General features: G+C 58.4%; 19 protein-coding genes. 11 read left to right on the forward strand and 8 right to left on the reverse strand.

What is annotated here, in order from left to right:
- Positions 1 to 14: 14 nt before the first annotated feature.
- Positions 15 to 3,479: an acyl-[ACP]--phospholipid O-acyltransferase gene (locus FRH_RS09910; RefSeq protein ID WP_139525197.1), complete on the reverse strand. Its 3,465-nt coding sequence runs from the start codon at positions 3,477 to 3,479 to the stop codon at positions 15 to 17.
- A 136-nt stretch (positions 3,480 to 3,615) separates the two neighbouring features.
- On the opposite strand from FRH_RS09910, the gene FRH_RS09915 reads away from it, so the two are divergent.
- Together FRH_RS09915 and FRH_RS09920 are read left to right on the forward strand one after the other, a co-directional pair.
- A complete protein-coding gene (locus tag FRH_RS09915) occupies positions 3,616 to 4,386 on the forward strand; it encodes a helix-turn-helix transcriptional regulator (RefSeq protein ID WP_139525198.1) in 771 nt (256 codons plus the stop codon).
- On the forward strand, positions 4,383 to 5,246 hold the full coding sequence (locus FRH_RS09920; protein WP_139525199.1) for a putative RNA methyltransferase: 864 nt from the start codon (positions 4,383 to 4,385) through the stop codon (positions 5,244 to 5,246). The genes FRH_RS09915 and FRH_RS09920 overlap by 4 nt, the downstream gene beginning before the upstream one ends.
- Positions 5,247 to 5,352: 106 nt before the next feature.
- Here FRH_RS09920 and FRH_RS09925 read toward each other — a convergent pair whose 3' ends face one another.
- Both FRH_RS09925 and FRH_RS09930 read right to left on the reverse strand, forming a co-directional pair.
- Positions 5,353 to 5,559 carry a cold-shock protein gene (locus FRH_RS09925; protein ID WP_054641274.1) on the reverse strand — a complete coding sequence of 69 codons (207 nt, stop codon included), beginning with the start codon at positions 5,557 to 5,559 and terminating at the stop codon, positions 5,353 to 5,355.
- A 216-nt stretch (positions 5,560 to 5,775) separates the two neighbouring features.
- Positions 5,776 to 5,991, reverse strand: a complete 216-nt coding sequence (locus FRH_RS09930) for a TIGR02450 family Trp-rich protein (protein WP_054641275.1) — start codon at positions 5,989 to 5,991, stop codon at positions 5,776 to 5,778.
- A 184-nt stretch (positions 5,992 to 6,175) separates the two neighbouring features.
- On the opposite strand from FRH_RS09930, the gene FRH_RS09935 reads away from it, so the two are divergent.
- Both FRH_RS09935 and FRH_RS09940 read left to right on the forward strand, forming a co-directional pair.
- On the forward strand, positions 6,176 to 7,441 hold the full coding sequence (locus FRH_RS09935) for a dicarboxylate/amino acid:cation symporter (protein WP_139525200.1): 1,266 nt from the start codon (positions 6,176 to 6,178) through the stop codon (positions 7,439 to 7,441).
- Between the two features lie 27 nt (positions 7,442 to 7,468).
- Positions 7,469 to 7,945: a nucleoside deaminase gene (locus FRH_RS09940; protein ID WP_139525201.1), complete on the forward strand. Its 477-nt coding sequence runs from the start codon at positions 7,469 to 7,471 to the stop codon at positions 7,943 to 7,945.
- A 102-nt stretch (positions 7,946 to 8,047) separates the two neighbouring features.
- Here FRH_RS09940 and FRH_RS09945 read toward each other — a convergent pair whose 3' ends face one another.
- Complete coding sequence (locus FRH_RS09945) at positions 8,048 to 8,221, reverse strand: YqaE/Pmp3 family membrane protein (RefSeq protein WP_044629799.1); 174 nt, start codon at positions 8,219 to 8,221, stop codon at positions 8,048 to 8,050.
- 174 nt (positions 8,222 to 8,395) lie between these two features.
- Between FRH_RS09945 and FRH_RS09950 the strand changes: the two genes are divergently transcribed.
- Positions 8,396 to 10,438: a TonB-dependent receptor gene (locus FRH_RS09950; RefSeq protein WP_139525202.1), complete on the forward strand. Its 2,043-nt coding sequence runs from the start codon at positions 8,396 to 8,398 to the stop codon at positions 10,436 to 10,438.
- A 90-nt stretch (positions 10,439 to 10,528) separates the two neighbouring features.
- Here the strand turns inward: FRH_RS09950 and FRH_RS09955 are convergent, their stop codons facing one another.
- The 3 genes from FRH_RS09955 to FRH_RS09965 form a co-directional block, all read right to left on the reverse strand.
- On the reverse strand, positions 10,529 to 13,072 hold the full coding sequence (locus tag FRH_RS09955; protein ID WP_139525203.1) for a glucose/quinate/shikimate family membrane-bound PQQ-dependent dehydrogenase: 2,544 nt from the start codon (positions 13,070 to 13,072) through the stop codon (positions 10,529 to 10,531).
- 274 nt (positions 13,073 to 13,346) lie between these two features.
- Positions 13,347 to 14,351 (reverse strand): NADP-dependent oxidoreductase, encoded by a 1,005-nt coding sequence (locus tag FRH_RS09960; RefSeq protein WP_281996797.1) that lies wholly within the window; start codon positions 14,349 to 14,351, stop codon positions 13,347 to 13,349.
- A 190-nt stretch (positions 14,352 to 14,541) separates the two neighbouring features.
- The gene (locus FRH_RS09965) at positions 14,542 to 14,934 is read right to left on the reverse strand and encodes a septal ring lytic transglycosylase RlpA family protein (protein ID WP_044629795.1); all 393 of its coding nucleotides are present in this window, start codon (positions 14,932 to 14,934) and stop codon (positions 14,542 to 14,544) included.
- 333 nt (positions 14,935 to 15,267) lie between these two features.
- Here FRH_RS09965 and FRH_RS09970 point away from each other — a divergent pair, with 333 nt between their 5' ends.
- From FRH_RS09970 to FRH_RS09980, 3 genes are all read left to right on the forward strand, one after another.
- Positions 15,268 to 16,710 (forward strand): hypothetical protein, encoded by a 1,443-nt coding sequence (locus FRH_RS09970; RefSeq protein WP_281996798.1) that lies wholly within the window; start codon positions 15,268 to 15,270, stop codon positions 16,708 to 16,710.
- Between the two features lie 113 nt (positions 16,711 to 16,823).
- Positions 16,824 to 17,615: an RsiV family protein gene (locus FRH_RS09975; RefSeq protein ID WP_244992985.1), complete on the forward strand. Its 792-nt coding sequence runs from the start codon at positions 16,824 to 16,826 to the stop codon at positions 17,613 to 17,615.
- A 138-nt stretch (positions 17,616 to 17,753) separates the two neighbouring features.
- Entirely contained in the window at positions 17,754 to 18,233 is a 480-nt protein-coding gene (locus FRH_RS09980) for an NUDIX domain-containing protein (protein WP_139525206.1), read from the forward strand.
- Here FRH_RS09980 and FRH_RS09985 read toward each other — a convergent pair.
- A complete protein-coding gene (locus FRH_RS09985) occupies positions 18,216 to 19,094 on the reverse strand; it encodes a DMT family transporter (RefSeq protein WP_139525207.1) in 879 nt (292 codons plus the stop codon). The genes FRH_RS09980 and FRH_RS09985 overlap by 18 nt on opposite strands.
- 134 nt (positions 19,095 to 19,228) lie before the next feature.
- Between FRH_RS09985 and FRH_RS09990 the strand changes: the two genes are divergently transcribed.
- The 3 genes from FRH_RS09990 (at position 19,229) to FRH_RS10000 (ending at position 21,521) form a co-directional block, all read left to right on the forward strand.
- Positions 19,229 to 20,101 carry a LysR substrate-binding domain-containing protein gene (locus FRH_RS09990; protein WP_281996799.1) on the forward strand — a complete coding sequence of 291 codons (873 nt, stop codon included), beginning with the start codon at positions 19,229 to 19,231 and terminating at the stop codon, positions 20,099 to 20,101.
- A gap of 88 nt (positions 20,102 to 20,189) precedes the next feature.
- A complete protein-coding gene (locus tag FRH_RS09995) occupies positions 20,190 to 20,747 on the forward strand; it encodes a cytochrome b (protein WP_281996800.1) in 558 nt (185 codons plus the stop codon).
- 42 nt (positions 20,748 to 20,789) lie between these two features.
- Entirely contained in the window at positions 20,790 to 21,521 is a 732-nt protein-coding gene (locus FRH_RS10000) for a hypothetical protein (protein ID WP_281996801.1), read from the forward strand.
- The last annotated feature ends 11 nt before the right edge of the window (positions 21,522 to 21,532 follow it).

Consider the following 21,532-nt stretch of genomic DNA (forward strand, 5'->3'; position numbering starts at 1 on the left):
GGAGATTGTCTGACCTAAGAGGCCAGTTGCGTCTCGGCAAGCCGTTTTGCGCCTGCAAAGTCGGCTTTTCCTGACCCCAAGCGAGGTATCTCTTCCACGGTGAGCCAGTCACTGGGGATCATCAGCGCGGACGTGCCTTGCTGGCGGAGCGCACTCTTGAGCGTTTTGGCATCTAGCGCGGCTTCGCTCAGTAGGACGATCCGTTCGCCTTTGTTGGCATCGGGCAGGCTGACGGCCATCATTGGCGTGTCAGGCTCCTCGATGACCGCCTTGACGGCGGTTTCGACGGCGCTGAGGCTCACCATTTCGCCGCCGATTTTCGCAAAACGCGTGTAGCGGTCGATGAGCGTCAAAAAGCCATCTTCATCGATGAAGCCTTTATCGCCAGTGACGTACCAGCGTTGACCGTCGACGGTTTTGAGTGCCTGCTCGGTACGCTGAGGGTCGTCGAGATACCCCTGCATTACCTGTGGCCCGCTGATCACGATCATGCCTGGCTCAAGGGTGGGCAGCTCCTCGAAGCTCTTAGGATCGACGACCTTGATGCTGGTGCCGGGGAGCGGCATACCGACGGTGCCGGGCTTATTGCCTTTTTGTACCTGCTGGTAGTGAACGCCTGCGGCGTCGGGCAGATTGACGGCCGCCACGGGGGCGGTTTCCGTCGCGCCGTAGCCTTCATAAATAGCTTTGCCGAATTTTTCCGCAAACCCTTCACGCACGCGATCGTCGAGTTTTTCTGCCCCGGCGACCACCACGCGCAGGCTCTTGAGCCTATCGGGCGTGACCTTCGAACTGCGGTTGAACAGTCGCAGCATGCTGGACGTACCGAACATGATGGTGGCGCTGTGTTTGGCGACCGCGTTGGCAACACCCGAGACATCGGTAGGGTCGGGATGACTGACGAGCGGCAGCCCCTCTATCAGTGGGAGTAACTGGGTGACGGTAAAGCCAAACGCATGAAAGAGCGGCAGTGAGGCCATCACCACATCGTCGTGCTGGGTATTGAGCACGTCGGAGGTCTGTTTGATATTGGCCATCAAGTTACGGTGGCTGAGCATGACGCCTTTTGGCTGTCCTTCACTACCGCTGGAGAACAGAATAGCCGCCGTGGCGTCCGCATCCCGGCTATAGCAGAACAGCGCTTGTAACAACCAAGCGGGCAGCAGGCGTACGGCAAGAAACGTTCCGATGCGTTCCAATCGGGAGAAGCCTGCCTGCAAGTCTTCCAAGTAGAGCACCTGCTGGCCTTCCAGGAGTACGTCGACCGCCAGCCCCCGCTGGCTCAGTTTTTCCACGAAGCGCCGCGAGGTCACGACGGTACGTATATCGGCTTGCTGCAGCGCGTAGGCCAGGGCGGCTTGGCTAGTGGTGTAGTTCAAGTTCACCAGCGTTTTGCCCGCCAGCAACGTAGCCATATTGGCCAGCACTCCGGCGGTGCTGGTAGGCAGCAGTAGGCCAAGCGTCGATTCATTGACGCTGCGATGGCGAAAGCGCTTGGCGAGCAGCAGGCTTGCAGTGAGCGCTTGGCCTGCGTTGAGCGGGCGGCTCAAGGTGTCGGCCAACGCCGCTGCCCTGGGACGGCGCTTGACGCTGCGAATCCAAGCGCTGGGCAGTGTGGGGAGCTCATCGATGGCATGCTGCCAGGAGCGGGTGGCTTGCTCGAAAATGCGCCTCTTCAACACATCGGCAGGCGTGTTGTTAGGCAGCGGTTTGCCAAAAGCGACGACGACCGAGCGGTGCAGCGGCGCGTTACGTAGCTCTTTGAGCTTGCTCGACGAGCGTGAGAACTGGCTGCCCCACAAGCCGCGCAGATAAAATGGCACGATGCGCACGTCTGGGTGGGTCTGTTGACAAGCACGCTCATAACCACGGCGCAGCTCGCCGAGCTGGCCGTTGCGGCTGATCGCTCCTTCGGGAAACAGACACACCACTTCACCGGCGTTGAGCTGTTCGGCAACGGCTGCCAGGGCGTTCTCTGCCCCAGCGCCGCGCTCGATGGGAATGCAGCCCAGCGCTTTGAAAAACCAACGCAAGTACCAACGCTGATAAATGCTTTTCAGCATGACGAAGCGTACCGGGCGCGGGCTGGCAATTTGCACCATGGCCCAGTCTACCCAGCTAATGTGATTGCCCAGCAGTAGCACGCCACCCTGGGCGGGCAGATTCTCGAGCCCGTGAACGTCCACTTTATAGCGACGGGTGAGCAAAAAGCTCAACATGAAGCGCACTAGGCTCTGGGGCAGTTTGAAAATCGTATAGCCACCGCCCACCATTGCCACGCTAGCGACCAACAGCAGCAAGTAATGGCTGTCCACGCCTGCCAGCGCAAATAGTGCAGTGAGCACCAAAAAGCCCAGCATCGAGAGGTTTTGTATCCAGTTATTGGCCGCGAGTACCGTGCCTAGCTCGTGGTCTGCCGCATGAAACTGAATCAAGGCGTTGAGCGGCACGATAAACAGCCCGCCCATCATGCCAATGAACACGAAGTTCAGCGCTTGGCTCGTGGGCGTCGTGAACAACGGCAAACACCACAATCCCACCGCGACGCCCACGGCCCCCAGAGGTATTAAGCCGGTTTCGATGCGATTGCGGGAGAGCCTGCTGGCTAACAGCGAGCCCAGGGCGATGCCGATACCGCTGGCGGCGAGAATGGCTTGTAGCACCAGCGTGTTCTCGATGCTGAGCGCCTCTTTGGCATAAGCGGGGAAGGCGGCCAGCAGCACTTGCCCGACCGACCAGAACGTCGCTAAGCCAATGATGGAGAGCCGTAGCACAGGCTGATGGGCAAGAATGCTTAAATTCTCTTTCAGCACGGCGCCGCTACGGTAACGGGCCCAGGTGAGCGGGGTAGCCGCCGGCTGCGCGTCGTCCGGCTTGAGCCGATAAAGAGCGACGACCTGCAGGCCGCTATTAAGCACCAGCAGCCAGCCCAGCGGGGCAATATTGCGTAACAGCTCACCTGGCGTGTGGACGCTAGACGTCACCCAGTGTTCGAAAAGGGCGGTGAATGCCACCGTTCCGGCCAGAATGGCACCAATGGTCACCGCCTGAACGAGCCCGTTGGCTTCGGCGAGCCTCGGTTTACCAAACAGTCCTTTCACTAAGCCGTACTTGGCGGGCGAATAGAACGCCGACTGAATGGCCAGCAGCAGCGTCATTGCAAAGGCAAGCCAAAACCAGCCTTGGTAATAGGCAGCCGTGATGCCTAGCGATACCGCTACCGCCGCCCAGGCGGAGAGCCTGAGCACGCGTACTTTGGGCGTGCTGTCGGCCACATGGCCTGCCGGGCTGAATAGCAAAATGAACGGCAGCAGAATCAGCGCGTTCACCAAGGCGGTGAGCACGACTTGAGTCGCGCCATCATAGCTTTTGAAAATCGTATTCTGAATGACGATTTTATGCCCGAGATCTACGAAAGCGTTGAGAAAAATGGCCATCAAGTAGGGCCAAGCGCCTGCAATGCGCAGCAAAGGTTGCATGGTGTGTCGCCTTAATCGCCGAAAGTGTAGGCACTGTCGGCAAATGGGGTGAGCGTTGCAATACTCACCGTTCAAGTTGCGTTATGGGGGCTTTCCGGTATCGTTATACGCTACTTTTCCACGTGTCGGAGGCCCTGTGAGCCAAACCAGCGCGCTTATCGATACGTTGAAGCGCCAACTGCGCGCCCAAGGTTACACCTATGCCGATGTGGCGCGGTGGCTTGAACTGAGCGAAGCGTCGGTGAAGCGGCTGTTCGCAGATAAGCACGTTACCTTAGAGCGCTTGGAAATAATTTGCGACCGGCTCAATCTGGAATTTTCTGAATTGATCAGCGCCATGCACGCCGATGAGCAGCGGGTGCAGGAATTGACCCAAGCGCAAGAGCAGCGCATCGTCGACGACCGTGAGCTGTTTTTGGTGGCGGTATGTGTGATCAACGGCTATCGCTTCGAAGAGATTCACCACCAATATCGGCTGAGCGAGGCGCAGTGCATTCGCCATTTGCTGACCCTCGAGCAGTTGAAGCTCATCGAGCTGCTGCCAGACAATCGTATTCGTCGACGGGTGGCGGCGAATTTTCGCTGGCGCCCCGGCGGTCCGATTCAGCAATTTTTCCAGCAGCACATCGCCACCGAGTTTTTTCAGTCGCGGTTCGATCGCGATACCGAAAAGCTCATGGTGCTCAATGGCCTGCTCTCCCAGGCGGGCAGCGCCGAATGGCAGCAGATCATGCAGCGCCTAGCCAATGAGTTTCACGCGCTGTGCGAACGAGAAAGCAACCTGCCCCTGCAACAGCGCTTTGGCACCACCTCGGTGCTGGCGGTGCGTCAGTGGCAGTCCACGCTATTTAAAGATGTGTCCCGCACTGCCATGCCCAACAAACGCCCTAACGAGACTTCTTTGTGACCCATCGATCTCCTTTTCAGGCTCTGGCCTGCCCGTTAGACGGCGAACCGCTCCATTTGGAAGGCGGCACCTGGCGGTGTGCGTCAAACCACAGTTTCGATGTGGCCAAACAGGGGTACGTGAATTTGCTGCCCGTTCAGCAGAAGCGTTCCACCGACCCCGGCGACAGCAAAGCCATGGTGGCGGCACGTCAGCGTTTTTTGGCGGCGGGTGAGTATGCGCCCATTGCCGAGGCGCTGAGCCAGGCGGTCGTGAGCCACGCCGATCAGACACAGGCAGAGACGTATTGCTGCCTGGATGCTGGCTGTGGCGAGGGGTACTACTTACGCCAGTTGGCCCACAACGTTCCCGAGTCGCAGGCGCTGTCACTATTGGGGCTGGATATCTCGAAGTGGGCGGTGCAGTCGGCGGCGAAGCAGGACGATAAACAGGCACCCATTTGTCGCTGGGTTGTCGGCAGTAATGCCCAATTGCCGATTCAGTCGGCAAGCGTGGATAGCGTGCTGTGCATGTTTGGCTTTCCGGTGTATAGCGAGTTTGCGCGTGTGCTTAAAACGGGCGGGCAGCTGATTCAGGTTGACGCGGGGCCGCAGCACCTGCGCGAGCTACGGGACATTATTTACCCCACCTTAAAACCTACTCGTGAGAAAGAAACCAACGTACCGGAAGGGTTTGCCCGCCGCGCTTCCGAGCAGATTTGCTACGCTATTTCGTTAGAAGGGGGAGACGTTATCCGCGATTTGCTGACCATGACGCCACATTTGTATCGTGCCAGTGCGGAGGGGCGCGAAAAAGCGGCTGCTTTAGATCAGCTGACGCTCACGATCGATGCCCAGCTCACCGTATGGGAGAGGGATTGACGTATAAACGCAAAAAGGCCCGCCGAGGCGGGCCTTTTTGTTGAACCGTTCACCTAGAGGGCAAAGGTTCTAGCAATCTTATCAGTGCTATCGAAAGCGATAGAACTTAGGAGATTTGCTTGATGTTAGACGCCTGAAGGCCTTTTTTGCCCTGGGTAACGTCGAAGGAGACGTTAGCGCCTTCTTGCAGGGTTTTGAAGCCGTCGGCCTGAATTTCGGAGAAGTGTGCAAACAGGTCGTCACCACCGTCAGAAGGAGCGATGAAGCCGAAGCCTTTGGTGTCGTTGAACCATTTAACTGTGCCAGTTGCCATTGTGTAGATCCTTTTGCGCGAATGCGCTGTCGTAAAGTTCCTGGTATGACCCAGATGAAGTAGCGGGTGAAACAAGGAATACAAGATCAGGCAGCCGAAAAAGATCGTACGCTTCTGAAACCATGCTGCTTGCTAACCACTGGCGCTACAGTGTCATGCTTCCAGGGTTAGGTCAAAGCCTTTCGCGTTTATTTTACGATGACCGCTGAGCGTCAATCATTTCCAGCCCATCTTCCAAATGCTGGCATCTTTGAGTGCTTGCCAGGGCAGCGTGCTTTCTCGGTGGGAGTGCACCGCTTCAAGCACCACGTCAACGACATTTTCCTCCTCGTCACGGAGCAGTTGCGTCACGATGAAGTGTTTCTCCTTATGTCGGGGAGTCACGGCAGTCCATTTGCTGTGGTGTAACTTGTTGGGGTTGATGCGGTTCATTAAGGCTCCAAGTTCAGTAGATCGGCAGCGTTCGTGAAGGAGGCTGTGCGTGTGGTCAAAGGGGCCGTGCTAAGCTATTTCACCTACGTGACATGCTCACGCGCTATCGCTCTCTATGTCAGCCATTCATAGTGATGGTTCATGGCATGGTAGGTTCCACGGATTTATCTGGACAGGACATTCAATGACATATCTCTGGAAGCGCTATCTTCAAGCATCGCTCATCCTCCGTGTGACGATTGCGCTGATACTGGGCGTGCTGGTGGGCATCGTGGGTGGTGACGAAGTGACCGTTTGGCTAGCGCCCGTGGGGGATTTACTGCTCCGGCTACTGACGTTTCTGATCGTTCCCATCGTGCTGTTCACCCTCATGGTTGGGGTGAACCAATCACGGGAAGGCAGTGCCGGCCGTGTGGGCGGTAAGGTGTTCCTCTACTACTTAGGCTCTTCTGCGCTGGCCATTACGGTGGGGCTGACCGTTGCCACTCTATTTAGCCCGGGCAGCGGCATGACGCTCAACGACAGCGCGAGTTTTTCGGTGCCCGACAACCCTGGCGTGGTCGATGCTCTGCTCAACATCGTGCCGAACAACATCGTGGGTGCCTTTGCCGAGCTCAATATGCTGGGCATCATCTTTACCGCGCTGGTGTTTGGTATTGCGCTGCTCAAAATGCGTCAGTCGGAGCAGCAGCATGCGCTGGGTGAGCAGCTTTACCAAGTGATCGAGGGGCTGAATGCCGTCACGCTCAAAGTGATGTCGGGCGTGCTGCATTTTGTGCCCATTGGCGTTTTTGCCATCGTTGCCGAAACGGTGAGCCAGCAGGGTATGGAAACACTGCTGTCGTTGGGCGATATGGTAATGGTGCTGTATATCGCACTCGGAGCGCAGCTATTGATTTACTGTGCGGTCATGCTGCTGTTCGGTGTGAGGTTGCGCACCTTTTTCGGTGAGGCGCGCACGCCGATGGCCACTGCATTCGCAACCCAAAGTAGCTCCGGTACGTTACCCATCACGATCAACGCCGCACAGCGGCTGGGCATTCCGAAAAGCATTTATGGCTTTAGCTTGCCGCTGGGGGCAACGCTCAATATGGACGGTGCCGCCATCCGTATTGCCATTTCAGCGGTGTTTGCCGCCAACGTCATGGGAGCTCCTCTCGACTTCATGAGCATGGTGCAAATCGTACTGATTGGTACGCTGGTCACGGTGGGCACCGCCGGGGTGCCGGGTGCGGGCATTATCATGATCGCCACCGTGTTCGCGCAAGTGGGGCTGCCCATTGAAACCGTGGCGCTACTCACTGCCATCGATGCGTTGGTCGGCATGGGGGCAACGGCGTTGAATGTCACGGGGGATTTGGTGGGTACCTCTGTGATTGCCAAAAGTGAAGGGCATTCACTCGCTGAAACGCCTGACGAAGCGGGCGGTCAGGCGGCGGAAAACGGTTGATACGCGTTTTGACGATAGGAGTACACCATGATTTACGAACGTGAGTATCGTTATTTGCAGCGTGCCGTGGTACTAGCTGAAGAGGCGCTCGATGCGGGAGACGAGCCTTTTGGCAGCGTATTGGTCAGCGCTCAAGGCGAGATACTGGCGGAAGACCGCAACCGCATTGCTGGCGGTGACGCGACGCAGCACCCTGAATTTGCTCTAGCGCGTTGGGCGGCGAATCATCTCACGCCGGAAGCGCGTGCGGCTGCGACGGTGTATACCTCGGGTGAACATTGCCCCATGTGCGCGGCCGCCCATGGCTGGGTGGGGCTGGGGCGCATTGTTTACGTCAGTTCGACCGAACAGTTATGTCAGTGGCTCGCCGAGTGGGGCGTGGCCGCACCGCCCGTGGCAACGCTATCGATCAACGAAGTAGTGCCAGGGCTTACGGTAGAAGGTCCGGTACCTGGCCTGGACGAGCAGGTTCACGCTTTGCATCGCCGTTTGCACGGCAAGTAACCGAGCCGTATCAGCTAGGGTTAAAGAGAACTAGGGTTAAAAGAGAACGCCGCTTTGCGCAAGGCAAGGCGGCGTTTGTTAAACTCAATACGTCACGAGTGGCTAGTGCTTAAGAATGACGTAGAAGGCGTGGATGATGCCTGGAATGAAGCCAAAGAGCGTCAGCAGGATGTTGAGCCAGAAATGTCCCTTAAAGCCGACCTCGAAAAATACCCCGAGTGGGGGAAAGATCACTGCAAAAATCATCTTGATCGGGTCAGTCGCGGTAAATGCCATGTAGCCTCCTTTGCTTACACGATGAAGGTGAAATCACCCTTGCGCCAGTGTAGAGCGAATCCAGTCACTTGGCGAACGAGCCACTTGGCTGTATGACTACGTTACCGTTTGATTGTTCCCTACAGAGCGCTAGAGCGCTGATTATTCACTTGAATATCGTTTGGAAAGGATGCCATGAATCGCTACTTCACCCCTTCGCTGCTGCTCATTAGCTCGGCTCTAACAACGCCCGTATGGGCGCAAACCGCGACCCAGGCCGCGCTCCCCACCGTCGAAGTCAACGCGCCTCGGTTGTCGCGAGAGCTCTATGCCACGCCGGCCGCTGTTTCAACCATCGATCGCGATGCCATTGCCCAAGGCCAGCAGCGGGTGCGCCTGGATGAGTCGCTCGATCGCGTGCCGGGCGTGTTCCTGCAGAATCGCGATAACTTTGCCCAGGGGCAACGTATCTCGATTCGTGGCTTTGGTGCCCGTGCGCCGTTTGGGGTGCGGGGCATTACGGTCATGGTGGACGGCATCCCTTATACGTTGCCGGATGGGCAGGCCCAGTTGGACGCCATCGATCTGGACAGCGCCGAGCGCATCGAGGTGATTCGTGGGCCGTCGTCCGTGCTGTATGGCAACGCGGCGGGAGGGGTGATCGACATTACCACCGCTGACGGGCGCGACAACCCTGGCACGCGGCTGCGTGTAGGCGCTGGAAGCGATGGGTATCAGAAAGTGGCGCTGCAAAATGGTGGCGTACAGGGGGATTGGTCGCACCATATCAGCCTCACCGCGCTGAACGTGGATGGCTACCGGGAGCAGAGTTCTACCGAGAAGTATCTACTCAATGCCAAGCTGCGCCGTGAGTTGGGCAGTGATCGAGCACTCACCGCCATCATCAACTTGCTGGATAACCCTCGCTCGGAAGACCCCGGCGCGCTCAACGCCCGCGAGGTTGCCGAAGGGCGCGACCAAGCCGCACCGAACTCGCTGGCGTTGGATGCCGGTCAAACCGTCGACCAGCAGTTGATCGGGCTGCAGTATGAGGATTTAGCGGCCGGAGATGGGGAGCTGTATCTGAAAGGCTTCATCGCCCAACGGGATTTCGAGCAGCAGCTGCCGTTCGTGGGCAGCAGCCGCTTGGGTTATCAGCGCGATTACATGGGGGCCAGCGCCGAGTATCACCATGAAGTCACGCTAGGCAGCCTGCCGCTGAATTACATCGTCGGGGTGGATGCCGCGCGTCAGAAAGACGAGCGCTTCCGTAACGCTGTGAATTCGCAAGGGGCGGTGGGCGAGCCGCTCGCCGATGAAACCCAAACCGCGACCTCCACTGGCGTGTTTGCCCAGGGAGATATAGCGCTGTCTGAGCCGCTGACGCTGTCGTTGGGCGCGCGGTTTGATCGGGTGGATCTCGATGTCGATGACGATTTTGCCGCCGACGGCGACCAGAGCGGCCAGCGCACCTTTAACGAGTGGAGCGGCTCTGCCGGGCTGAGTTACCGCTACCGCCCGCAGCACCAAGCGTATATCAACACCGGCACGGCCTTTGAGACCCCCACGTTCTCTGAGTTTGCCAACCCGGCAGGGGGTGGCTTTAATCCTAGCGTGGAACCGCAAAAAGCCTGGAACCGTGAAGTGGGGCTGCGTGGTTACATCGCACCGCTGGCGCTGGATTACGATGTGGCGTTCTTCTCCGTCCGCGTGCGCGATGAGCTGGTGCCCTACGACGAAGGCGGCCGCACGTTCTACCAGAACGCCGGGGATACCAACCGTGACGGGATCGAGCTGGCGCTGGGCTGGCAGCTGGCCGACCAGTGGCGCTTGGACAGCGCGCTCACCCTGGCGCGCTACGAGTTCGATGAGTTTGCCACGCCTTCTGAGCGTTTCGATGGCAACCGCATACCTGGGTTACCGGAGCAAACCTGGGTCAACCAACTGACGTGGGAAAACCTCGACGAGCGCTTTGCCACGCTGGAGACCGAGTACGTGGGCGATTTGGTGGCCGACAACGCCAACCAGACGGCGGTGGATAGCTACTGGCTGGTGAACCTGCGGGTAGGCGACGGCTGGCAGCTGAGCCCACAGACGCGACTAAGCGCTTACGTGGGCCTGCGTAACCTGCTGGATGAAGAGCACTACTCAAACGTGCGCTTGAACGGCACCTTTGGGCGCTTTTACGAACCTGCTCCAGGGCGCAGCGTCTACGGTGGCCTAGAGCTGAGTTTTTAAAACTGACGACGCTTTAGACTGCCGCATAACACGAAAAGGGCGGCCCATGGCCGCCCCTTGTCTATCTAGCTGACTCCGTGGAGCGAGCGGTTACTGCGGTAACGCGTAGCCAATCACGTAGTCACCCATCTTGGTACCAAAGGTACCGTGACCGCCCGCCGTCACCACCACGTACTGACGACCGTCGGCGCCGGTAAAGGTCATCGGCGTGGCCTGACCCCCGGCGGGTAGGCGCGCTTTATAAAGCTCTTCACCCGTGGTGATGTCGTAGCCGCGCAAGTACTGATCCAGCGTCCCACTCAAGAAAGAGACGCCGCCAGCGGTGGTCAGCGGGCCGCCCAAGGCGGGAACGCCGACGTTCAACCCAATCGGCAGGCCAAAGGGCATGCTGTCGCGGGTGGTACCGTTGCGATGTTTCCACACCACTTCCGACTCTTGTAAGTCGATACCTGCCACATCGCCCCAGGAGGGCGCTTGGCAGGGTAAGCCCAGTACGGAAAGCAGCGGGCCTAGCTCTACCGCATAGGGCGCGCCTTCGTTGGGCTGTAGGCCCTGCTCGCTGGCGGAGCCCTGGCCCTCTTCTACTTGGTCGCGGGGGACCAGTGTCGATACGAACGCGAGGTACTTCGCACCGGTAAACAGCGCCTGGCGCTCAGGATCGACCGCAACGCCACCCCAGTTCATCACGCCGACGTTACCGGGGTATACGATGCTGCCTTCCAAGGAGGGCGGCGTGTACTGGCCTTCGTAACGCAGCGAGCGGAACTGGATGCGGCACATCATTTGATCGAAGGGTGATGCGCCCCACATATCCCGTTCGGTGAGCGGCGGTGGTAGCAGGTTCAGCGCTGAGCGAGGCTGTGTCTCTGCGGTCCAGTCGCCGTCGATGGCCCCCTGCGGCGCGGGCACTTCGTCGATCGGCACGATCGGCTCGCCGGTTTCCCGGTTGAGGACGTAAAGGCTGCCCTGCTTGGTGGGCTGAATCACGGCGGGCTGGGTGCCGTTAGCCGTTGCTAGGTCGATCAGAACCGGCTGTGCCGGGGTATCCATGTCCCACAGGTCGTGGTGAACGAATTGGTAAACCCAGGCCACTTGGCCGTCGTCCAGATTCAGCGCTACGAGTCCTGCGCTATACGTTTCATCGTTTTCAGAGCGATCGGCACCGTACTGATCCGGCGTGGCGTTGCCCATGGGCAGATACACCAGCCCTAATTCTTCATCGACGCTGATGGGGGCCCACACGTTGGGAGAGCCGCGGGTATAGGTGTCACCCTCGTCGAGTGGGGCGGTGTTATCGGGGTTGCCGCTGTCCCAGTTCCACACCAGCTCGCCTGTGTGCACGTCGAAAGCGCGAATCACGCCGGAGGGCTCGTCGATGGAGCTATTATCGGTGACATGACCGCCCAAAATGACCAAATCTTCCGTCACCGTGGCCGGCGAGGTGGAATAGTAGCCGCCAGGGGCGAATTCACCAATGTTATTGGTAAGATCGATCTCGCCGTTGTTGCCAAAGCTTTCGCAGCGCTCGCCGGTATCGGCATTCAGCGCAATCAGACGGGCATCGGCCGTCGGCAAATAGAGCCTGCGCGGGCACATCACGTCCGTGGCGCTGAGCATGGCAGCGTCATCGTCGGATGCCAGCGAGGAATCATCGGCCAAACCACTGATGAAAAGCAGAAAGGCTAGATCCAGATCGAACTGGCTGCCATCATCGAACAGCGAGCGCGCCGAAGCGGTATCGTCGGCGGGTGACGTAGTGTCATCGTTCGGGCTGCTTTCGGTGCGCTCGGCTGCGTAGTTTGCAGCATCGTAATAGGCGAGGCCGCGGCAGGTCATGTGGGCCCAGCCGGAGAAGTCGTCGGCACCCATGGTGCTGATATTGGGATCGAACTCCCACAGAGTTTCGCCGGTTTCCGGTGACAGCGCCATGGCACGGCTATGCGACGTGCAGATGTACAGACTGTCGTTCACTTTCAGCGGCGTATTCTGGTTGGTGATTTCCGGCGGCGCATTGGGGCCAGGCTCATCGCCGGTTTGAATGCGCCACACCTCTTCCAGCTCGCTAACGTTCTCGGGCGTAATTTGGTCGAGTGACGAATAGTGGGTACCAGCATTAGTACCGCCGTAGGCAGGCCAATCGTCACCCGCGACCTGGGCCGGGTTGACGGCTTCGGTGTTATTGGCGGACTCGATGCTGCCCTCGATGGTGCCTGGGTAGCTAAACTGGCTGGCGATGGCGACGATGATAGCGGCGCCAATGCTGGCCATAAGGGCGAGACTGCCACCGCGCGAGTTGAGCGGTTTGCGCCACCATGGCAAAAGCATGATGAGGCCGATGAGGCATGGAATGGCGACCCTGGGGACCAACTGCCACCAGTCTAGGCCGACTTCCCAGAGCGCCCATGCCAGGGTGGCGAACAAAATGAGGGCGTACAGCCAAAGCGCTGCGCCTTTGCGCAGGGCAAGCAGCAGTCCGGCGACGGCCACGGCGATCCCCGCGATGACGTAGTAAGCGCTGCCGCCTAGCATGAGCAGCTTAACGCCACCCACGGCCAGGGCGATGCCAGCTAACGCCAGCAGCAAGCCCAGCAGTAGCGCTGGCCATTTGCTGCGAGCACGTGTGTGTTCATCCATGAGGTAAACCCCTGTTAACAACGAGTTGATGCCGCTTGCCGGTCAAGGTGTGCGGCGGCTCCACAACGTGCCCTAACCCATCGGCAACGCCGATGGGTTAAAACACACATTGATTGGGTGTGATTTTAATAATCAATTCGCTTTTGGTCTAATGATTTGCTGGCTAATCAATGCCCATAAAAACGCCGCGCTATTCAACATAGCGCGGCCTGGCGGGGTAAAAAGTGAGGAGGAGCAGATTTAACCTAGTGTAACGGGCTGGAAAGCGGGGTGGTCAGGCCGATAGCTTGACCAGCATCTTACCGGTATTGCCGCCCTCGAAGAGTGCCAAGAAGGCATCTGGGGTGCTCTCCAATCCCTCTTTGATCGTCTCTTTGTAGTCCAGTTTGCCATCGGCTACTTGAGGAGCCACTTCGTTCAAAAAGTAGCGATAGCTGGACCAGTGATCGGCGACGATGAAGCCCTGCATCTTGGCTTTGCGAACCACCAATTGCGACAGGTTGCTCGGCCCAGGTGTAGGCGTTTCGGCGTTGTAGCTATCGATCATGCCGCAGACGGCAATGCGCGCACCCTCGTTGAGCTGGCTGAGTGCCGCTTCGAGGCAGATACCGCCCACATTCTCGTAATAAACATCGATACCATTCGGGCTGGCGAGCTTGATGGCATCGCTGAGCTCTTGAGCGCTGCGATCTCGGTAGCTGACCGGCTCGACGCCCAGCGACTCTAGCCAGGCAAGCTTGTGAGCAGCGCCTGCGATACCCACCACGTGACAGCCTTTTGCTTTGGCCAGCTGTACCGCCAGGGAGCCGACGGCGCCACTGGCAGCACTGACGAGGACATTATCGCCTGGCTTGCATTCGGCAATCAGATTGAGGCCTGTCCACGCCGTCATACCGGGCATGCCCAATACGCCTAGATAGGCTTGGTCGGGCACGTTCGAATCGGGTAGCGCCGTGACGCCATCTCCCGACAATTGTGCGATATCGCGCCAGCCCCCCATGTGGCTAACTTTATCGCCCACCTTGACGTCAGCGTGCTTCGAAGCGATGACTTCACCGATGGCTCCACCCTCCATGGGTTGGCCCAGTTCGAAAGGGGCGACATAGGTGCGTATGCCCGACATTCGGCCTCGCATGTACGGGTCGACCGATAGCCAGTGATTACGAATGCGCACTTCGCCATCCGCTAACTTGGGTAACTCCTGGGTCTCTAGCGAAAACAACTCGCGCTTGGGTAAGCCGGTGGGATAGTCGGTAAGCGTGTAAAAACGAGATTGCATGGCTGCCTCCTGCATTGAAGTAAGCGTCGTGTTCCTTGCAGAGTAGAGACCATTAGCAAGCTTGCAAGTTCGTCAGGTGACCAAGACACATAAAAAAGCGGCCCGAGCGGGCCGCTTTGTTCAGCAGGGGCTGCTACATGGCAGCGCTGATCGTTTAAGGGGTATCACACGCTTGCGGGTGTGTTATCCGTTAATCTACCAGAGTGATCATCACGGGGGCCGTACCTCGGCGAATCATCCCGAGGGCTCGCGCTGCCCGTTTAGAAAGGTCGATCACGCGTCCTTTTACGAACGGGCCACGATCATTGATCATGACTTCGACTTCTTGCCCGGTATCGGGGCGGGTGACCAGCACCTTGGTACCGAAGGGCAGACTCGGGTGCGCTGCAGTCAGCGCTTGTTGATCGAAGGGCTCGCCACTGGCGGTGGTGGCCCCTTGGAAGCGGTCGCTATAGAAAGAAGCCACCCCTTCTTGTAACTCAGTTTGCGCATTGGTTTGATGAGCAACTGCTTGATTGGCCGTCAAAAAAAGCAGTGCGACTGCCAAGCAGGTCGTTCGTAGTCGGTGTTTATGGGCTCCCATAGGAGTACCTCAGTGGTTCGTAAAGCGGACTCCGCATTCGTCGACGAGGTGCCGATAGGCGTATGGATAGTAGCTTGCCATGCAGGGGTCGGCAAGCTTTAAGAAGATAGGCGCAATTACCCCCATAATTACGCTTTTTACCAATACGCGCTACACCCTTGCGTTTCAGTAAGTTAGGCATCCCCCAATGAATCGGAGTAATGACCCTGCGTCAGCGCCGCCATATTTTTCATCAAACGCTCACTTTAACTCGTTAGACACCTTATAATTTATCAACATCATTGATATTGACTATCACTCAACCCACCCTCGCCAATGAACAAGGATGCCCCTATGGCTAAGTCTTCTTCACTGACTCTTTTGGTTGTGGCGGTCGGCGGCGCTGCCGTTGGTTACTTCGCCGCGCAAACGTTGCCCAGCGTGACCCCCTCGTCAGAAGAGCCCGACGCAGACATCACTACCGAACAGGAAGCGATGCCTGCGGCCCTTCAAGGCCTGGACTATCTCACCTTGGGTGAGCGCTCGCGGGGCGAAATCACCTCCGCCAGCGAGCTCAATGGCAAAGATGGCAGCCGCTTTACGCGTTATGCCATTTCATTAGAGGAAGAGGCACTGGTCGAGGTATCGTTGAGCGGTGCGTTACAAGGCACGGTAGCGCTATATGACGATCAGCTCCAGCTATTGGCTAACGCAGAGACGGTGCGTCATCGTATCGAAGAGGGTGGCGATTACATCGTCGTCGTAAGCGGTGCCGATGCTCATAGCTATGGTCCGTTCAACGTCAGCAGCCGTACCATCGAGCTGAGCGATGCGGATAGCATGACCGTGGGCACCCCCGTCGACAGTTGGCTCGATAGCAGGGAGCGCGAGATCACGCTGACCATCGAAGAGGCGGGCATGTACCAAATCGAGATGCGCGCAGATGACTTCGATGCGTATCTCGAGCTGGAAGGCCCCAACGGTTACTATCGCGAAGATGACGACAGCGCCGGTAATTTGAACGCACGCATTACCGATTTTCTCGCCCCGGGTGAGTACACCCTGACCGCACGCTCAGCCTATGGTGACGGCAATGGCCTGTTCACCTTGGCGGCCGACCCCCGCGAACTGCCGGGTGACGGAGAGCTACGTAACGACGGTACCGTCGTGCCCAACGAGACGCTAAGCGGTTGGTTCAGTGGCCAAGACCTAACGTACGACTTAGAAATCGACGAAGCGGGCATGTATCAAATCGATATGAGCTCCAGCGATGTAGACGCTTATTTGATACTCGAAGGCCCCAACGGTTACTTCCGCGAAGATGATGACAGCGCCGGTAACTTGGATGCGCGCATTGCAGATTTCCTAGCGCCGGGCTCTTACCAGCTAACCGCGCGCACAGCCTATGGCACCGACAGTGGACTTTTCACCCTGGCCATCGAACCCCGCGAACTACCGAACGGGGTCGAGCTGCGTAACGACGGCGCGATCACGCCAGACGAAACGCTCAACGGCTGGTACAGCGGTGAAGCGTTGACCTACCAGCTCACGCTAGAGGAGAGTTCGCTGGTCACACTGACCATGACGTCCAACGATTTCGATACGTACCTCGAGCTGTATGGCGAAGGCGTGTCCTATACTGATGACGACAGCGGCGGTGGCACCAATGCTCGCCTGGAGCAGGCGCTACTGCCTGGTACTTACACGGTGAGCGCACGTGGCTTCAGTGCAAGCGGCAGTGGGATGTTCGAACTGCAGGTGGAGACAGAGCCCACCGAAATGCAGCCGGACACCTAAGAATCGCCCACGCGTGACGGTGTTTACAACAGCGCCCCTGCCATACTGCAGGGGCGCTGCCGTTCTACCACGACCCGCTCGCCTTATCAGGACGCATGATCCACAAGGAGGTTATGATGTTACGCACGTTCAAAACGCTAGGAGCAGGACTATCACTCGTCGGAACGCTATTACTAGGTGGCTGTTTGGCCGCTGATAAATCTCCCCGCGAGCCGATTGCCCTGGCCTCGCTTGCCGTGGAAAAACAGTACGTGGCGTCAGGTTGCCATGCCGAGCAGTGCTCGACGGTGACTGTCTCGGCACTGACGTTTCCTCAATCGTCCACACTGAGTGACGCCTTGCGAACACGCTTGCTCACTCTGGGCATGCCCATCAGCGACGAGGAAGCGGCGCAGCCTGCACAGAGCTGGGACGAGTACGCCGATCGTTTCTTGGCCATGGCGGCGGAAGATAATCGTGTTGCGCCAGGCAACATGACCAGCGAGGCATTGTTGGAAGCGTCGGTCTACGCGCGTCACCACGATCTACTAGTGATCGAGCTGAACAGCTATGTGTACCACGCAGGTCAGGCTCATGGACTGCCGCTGACGGATTATATGGTCATTGATGAGCGCGAACATCGTGTCGTCGAGCCCGACGAGATGCTGTTAGAGGGGCAAGCGGCTGCTTTCGATGCGCTGTTGGCAGAGGCACATCGGCGCTGGATCACCGAGGCGGGCTTCGATGAGCAGTTTGCCGTTGACTGGCCGCTTAGCCCGAGTCGCAACATTGCGCCGCTGGAGGATCGCTGGGAAGTGACCTACAACGTCTATGAGATTGCGCCTTATGCGGTGGGCCAACCCACGCTCACCCTCCCTCTTGATGCGTTGGCGGGGATAGCCAAGCCCCGCTACCTAGGGCAATGACGCGACTCGAGCAATCGCGCCTAATGGCTTAAAACAAATCGCCGATGATCGGCTACGCTGAGAAGCAGCGGCCCGCATGAGACGTGCTGGCCGCTGCTTTTTTATTCATCCACGTAGATCGATAGGCATGGACCGCTTATGACACTCGATACGCAAGCCGCTCGGCAGGTGCAGCTACTGGTCGTTGACCCAAAGGGGCATTTGCTGCTCAAACGCGATGAGTCGCTTGACCATTGGACGCCATTGGGCAGCGCATTAGCACACGATGATGATTATCCAGCTGCAGCGATACGCCTGCTTTATGCAGATGTCGGGCTTGTCTGTCCTTTGGGGCCATTACTTCGTCAGCGCCGACAAACCGATAGCGCAGGCCAGCCCTTCGAGGAGCGCTTTTTCCTGGTGCGCTGCCCCGACACTCAGCCGCCCCCCCACAGAAGCCTTCAAGGCACGCGGTTATTGGCCCACGGCGGCGGCACTGCGCCTCGTTTTGCATGGTGGTCGCTCGCGCAGATGCAGAGCGCCGAACAGGAGGCCTTTTCGCCCTCCTGGTTGCCCGAGCTACTGGCCAGCGTACTGTTTAGCGAGATGATGATGCCCACCTCAGCGGCCCGCCTTTAAGCAGCCCACTACCACCAAAAGTGCGGCGGTGGGAAGCCGCCAGTCAAATGCGCTCATACCGGCCAGCACCAGCAGGAGCGCTGCCAGAATGGGCACGCCGTAAGCCAAGCTCCCCACGAGGCTAGCCTGACCAAATCGCAGCGCTTTGTCCCACGCCACCATGGCGATGCCGTAGGGCCCCAAGCCCAACGCGATACCGGCCACCAACGCTTCACCACGAGGAAGCGCAACGCCGCCCTCGAGCCAGACACTCCCAAGACAGGTGAAGGCGCAGGCTATTAGCAGCAACCTCGGTAGTAGCGGCGTCAATGCGATGGGAGCCGCTTGACCCAGCCATGAGTAGAGTGCCCAGCAGCACGCCGCAAGCAAGGCCAACCCATAGCCCGAGGCCACACCACCGAAGCCGCCGTTGAGCGCTTGGGGCAGCAGCAATATAGCCGCGCCCGAAAAAGCAATCAGCGCCCCGGCCACACTGGCCCAATGCAACCGGCCCCAGCGGCTCCACTGGCTCAACAAGACGAACAGTACAGGCCATGTATAGGTGATCAGCGCCGCCTCCGCGGCGGGAGCAAGACGCATACCAATGAAGTAGCTACTGACGGCGCCTACGATCAGCAGCGGAATACCTAGCCAAACGCCCAGCGTCCAGCTCAGCGCGCAGCGGGCCATCGGCACGCGGCGACTCAGCGGGAGGGTCGCCAGTGCGCCTGCCAACAGTGTCAGCGCGGTTAGCTGAAGGGGTGCGGTGGCACGGGCAAGCTCCGCCATCAGGGGTGCCATGCTCCATAATGTGACGGCCACCAGGGCCGCACCGATACTGTAGGACGGGGATTGCAAAATCGATGAGTGACGGGTCTGCATCGCGCGTCTCCTTGTGTGTTGACTCACCCTGGTGGCAGCGAGCCTTGAAATACCTTCATGACTCGCAGCATACTCATCACAAACACATCAAGATAACGATCTTTTTTGATCGATAACATCGATAATGGTGATATATGAGGGCGCCTACCTTTGACCTAACGCTGTTGAGAACGCTGGTGGCCATTGCAGATACCGGCAGCGTTACTGCTGCGGCCAAACGGCTGGCGTATACGCAGTCCACCGTCAGCATGCAGCTACAGCGGTTGGAGGCGCAGTTGACGGTCAGCTTGCATGAACGAGAAGGGCGGCGGCTGCGCTTTACCCCAGAAGGAGAGCGTCTGCTAGCCCATGCGCGAAAACTGCTCGCCCTCAATGATGACGCCTGGAGCGATATGCAGGCCCGCCAGATTACCGGCGATCTTACGCTGGGCATTCCTGAGGATTACGCCTCGTTGCTGCCGTCGGTATTCGCGTATTTTCATCAGCTCTACCCGGCCGTGGGGCTGACGGTTCAGTGTGGTACCAGCGCGCATTTGGTCGAACAGGTGAAAGCCTCGGCGTTGGATTTGGCGCTGGTAACGCGCCAGCGGCACTCCCCCGGGGGCGATGTGATTCGCCGTGAGCCGCTGGTCTGGGCGGTGGGGGTGCATCAGCAGCCCTCCATGAGTGACCCTATTCCACTGGCGCTTTACACCCCAGGCGCGGATGTATTTCGCGAAGTGGCCGAGCAGGCGCTGCAAGCCGCCGGGCGAGATTGGCGTGTGGCCTATACGAGCCAATCCATGGCGGGGCTAGCGCCGATTGTCACGGCAGGGCTGGCGGTAGTGGTGGTCACGCGCAGCATGCTCACGCCTATGCTGCGCCCGCTGGATGAGAGCAGCGGGTTGCCTGCACTGCCGATGATCGAGCTGGCGCTCCACCGGGCACCTCATCGGCCTTCCGAGCCCGCTCGTCGGCTTGGAGAATTGATCCGCGAACAGCTAGCGGCTCCCAGCGAAGCGTTATAAGGTAAACCGCTGGCTAATCATTATTTTTCTAACGGGTCGACGTTGCACTATGCTGACGGTGACGACATGGCTGGGCAGGGAGTCTTGAATGCACGAGTTAGATCACTACATCTATCCACACCGGGTGCTGCACTGGCTGGTGGCACTGGCGGTGCTGCTCTCGCTGGCGAGCGGCCTGACACTGGGGTTTTTGGGCTATGAACGCACCTTGGCGCTGGTCGGGAATACGCTGACCAACGTGCTCTATACCAGCCATAAGACGCTGGGAGTAGCGATTCTGCTGCTGATGACGCTTCGCATCATCACGCGGGCCGCTTTCGTGGTGCCGGACCATGACCCGCCTTTGAACGCTTTCGAGCGTGTCCTCAGTACCAGCGTTCATCACCTGCTTTACGCGGGGCTGGTAGCGATGCCGTTGATCGGCTGGGCCGCCACGGCAACGGGCGGTTTTCCCGTGGAGTTCTTTCACTGGCATTTGCCGGGACTGCTAGGCAAGAACGAAGCACTCTCAGACACCCTCTTCATGTGGCACGAGCGTTTGGGCTGGGCACTGGTCGTATTGATCACACTGCACGTGGCGGGCGCGCTATTTCATTGGCGAATCAAGCGCGATAACGTCATGAAGCGCATGAGCCTGTTTGATTAACGGTCGTGCGTAAGGAAGCGATAATGACAAGGAGCGTCAAGTATGGAGGTGTTGCAGCTGGCCTTTGCCATGGCATTGGCAGCGATTCATTTATTCGCAGGTAAACTTCATCGATTGGACACCCTGCCACGAAGCGCTTGGCTCTCGTTTGCCGGCGGATTTTCGGTCGGGTATGTCTTCATTCACATATTTCCAGAGCTCAATGCCGCTCATCGAGCCATCTCTGATCATGGCGTGCTTGTTTTACTCGAGCACAACGCGTATATCGTGGCGTTACTCGGTTTAGCTTATTTTTATGGATTGGAACACTGGGTCAAGCGGCGCTCGCGGAAACCAACCATCGCGTCGACCGGCACGAAGAGAGTTGAGAATCAAAAAAGCGTTTTCTGGGTGCATGTGGTGGCCTTTGCCATTTACAACGCGCTGTTTGGCTATTTGCTCGTTTATCGCAATACCCAGTTGCCCAGTGAGCTTTTCTTTTTTTTGGCGATGGGGTTCCACTTTTTAGTGAATGACTACGGTCTAGCCTCGCATCACCGCTCGCTCTATGCCACTCAGGGTCGCTGGATCTTGGCAGCGGCGATCGTTGCCGGGTGGGCCGTGGGCGTCCTGGTCGAAGTGGCTGAGGCCGTCACAAGCTTGGTGTATGCGTTCGTTGCAGGCGGTTTGATTCTCAACGTATTGAAAGAGGAACTACCCGAACAGCGCTGTAGTCGTTTTTGGCCGTTTGCAGCGGGGGCTTTTGCGTGCACGCTGCTGTTAACGTTTGCGTGAAGCGTCGGTCG

Origin of the sequence: Halomonas sp. A020 (assembly GCF_027943625.1) — a bacterium.
Lineage (GTDB): Bacteria > Pseudomonadota > Gammaproteobacteria > Pseudomonadales > Halomonadaceae > Vreelandella > Vreelandella piezotolerans.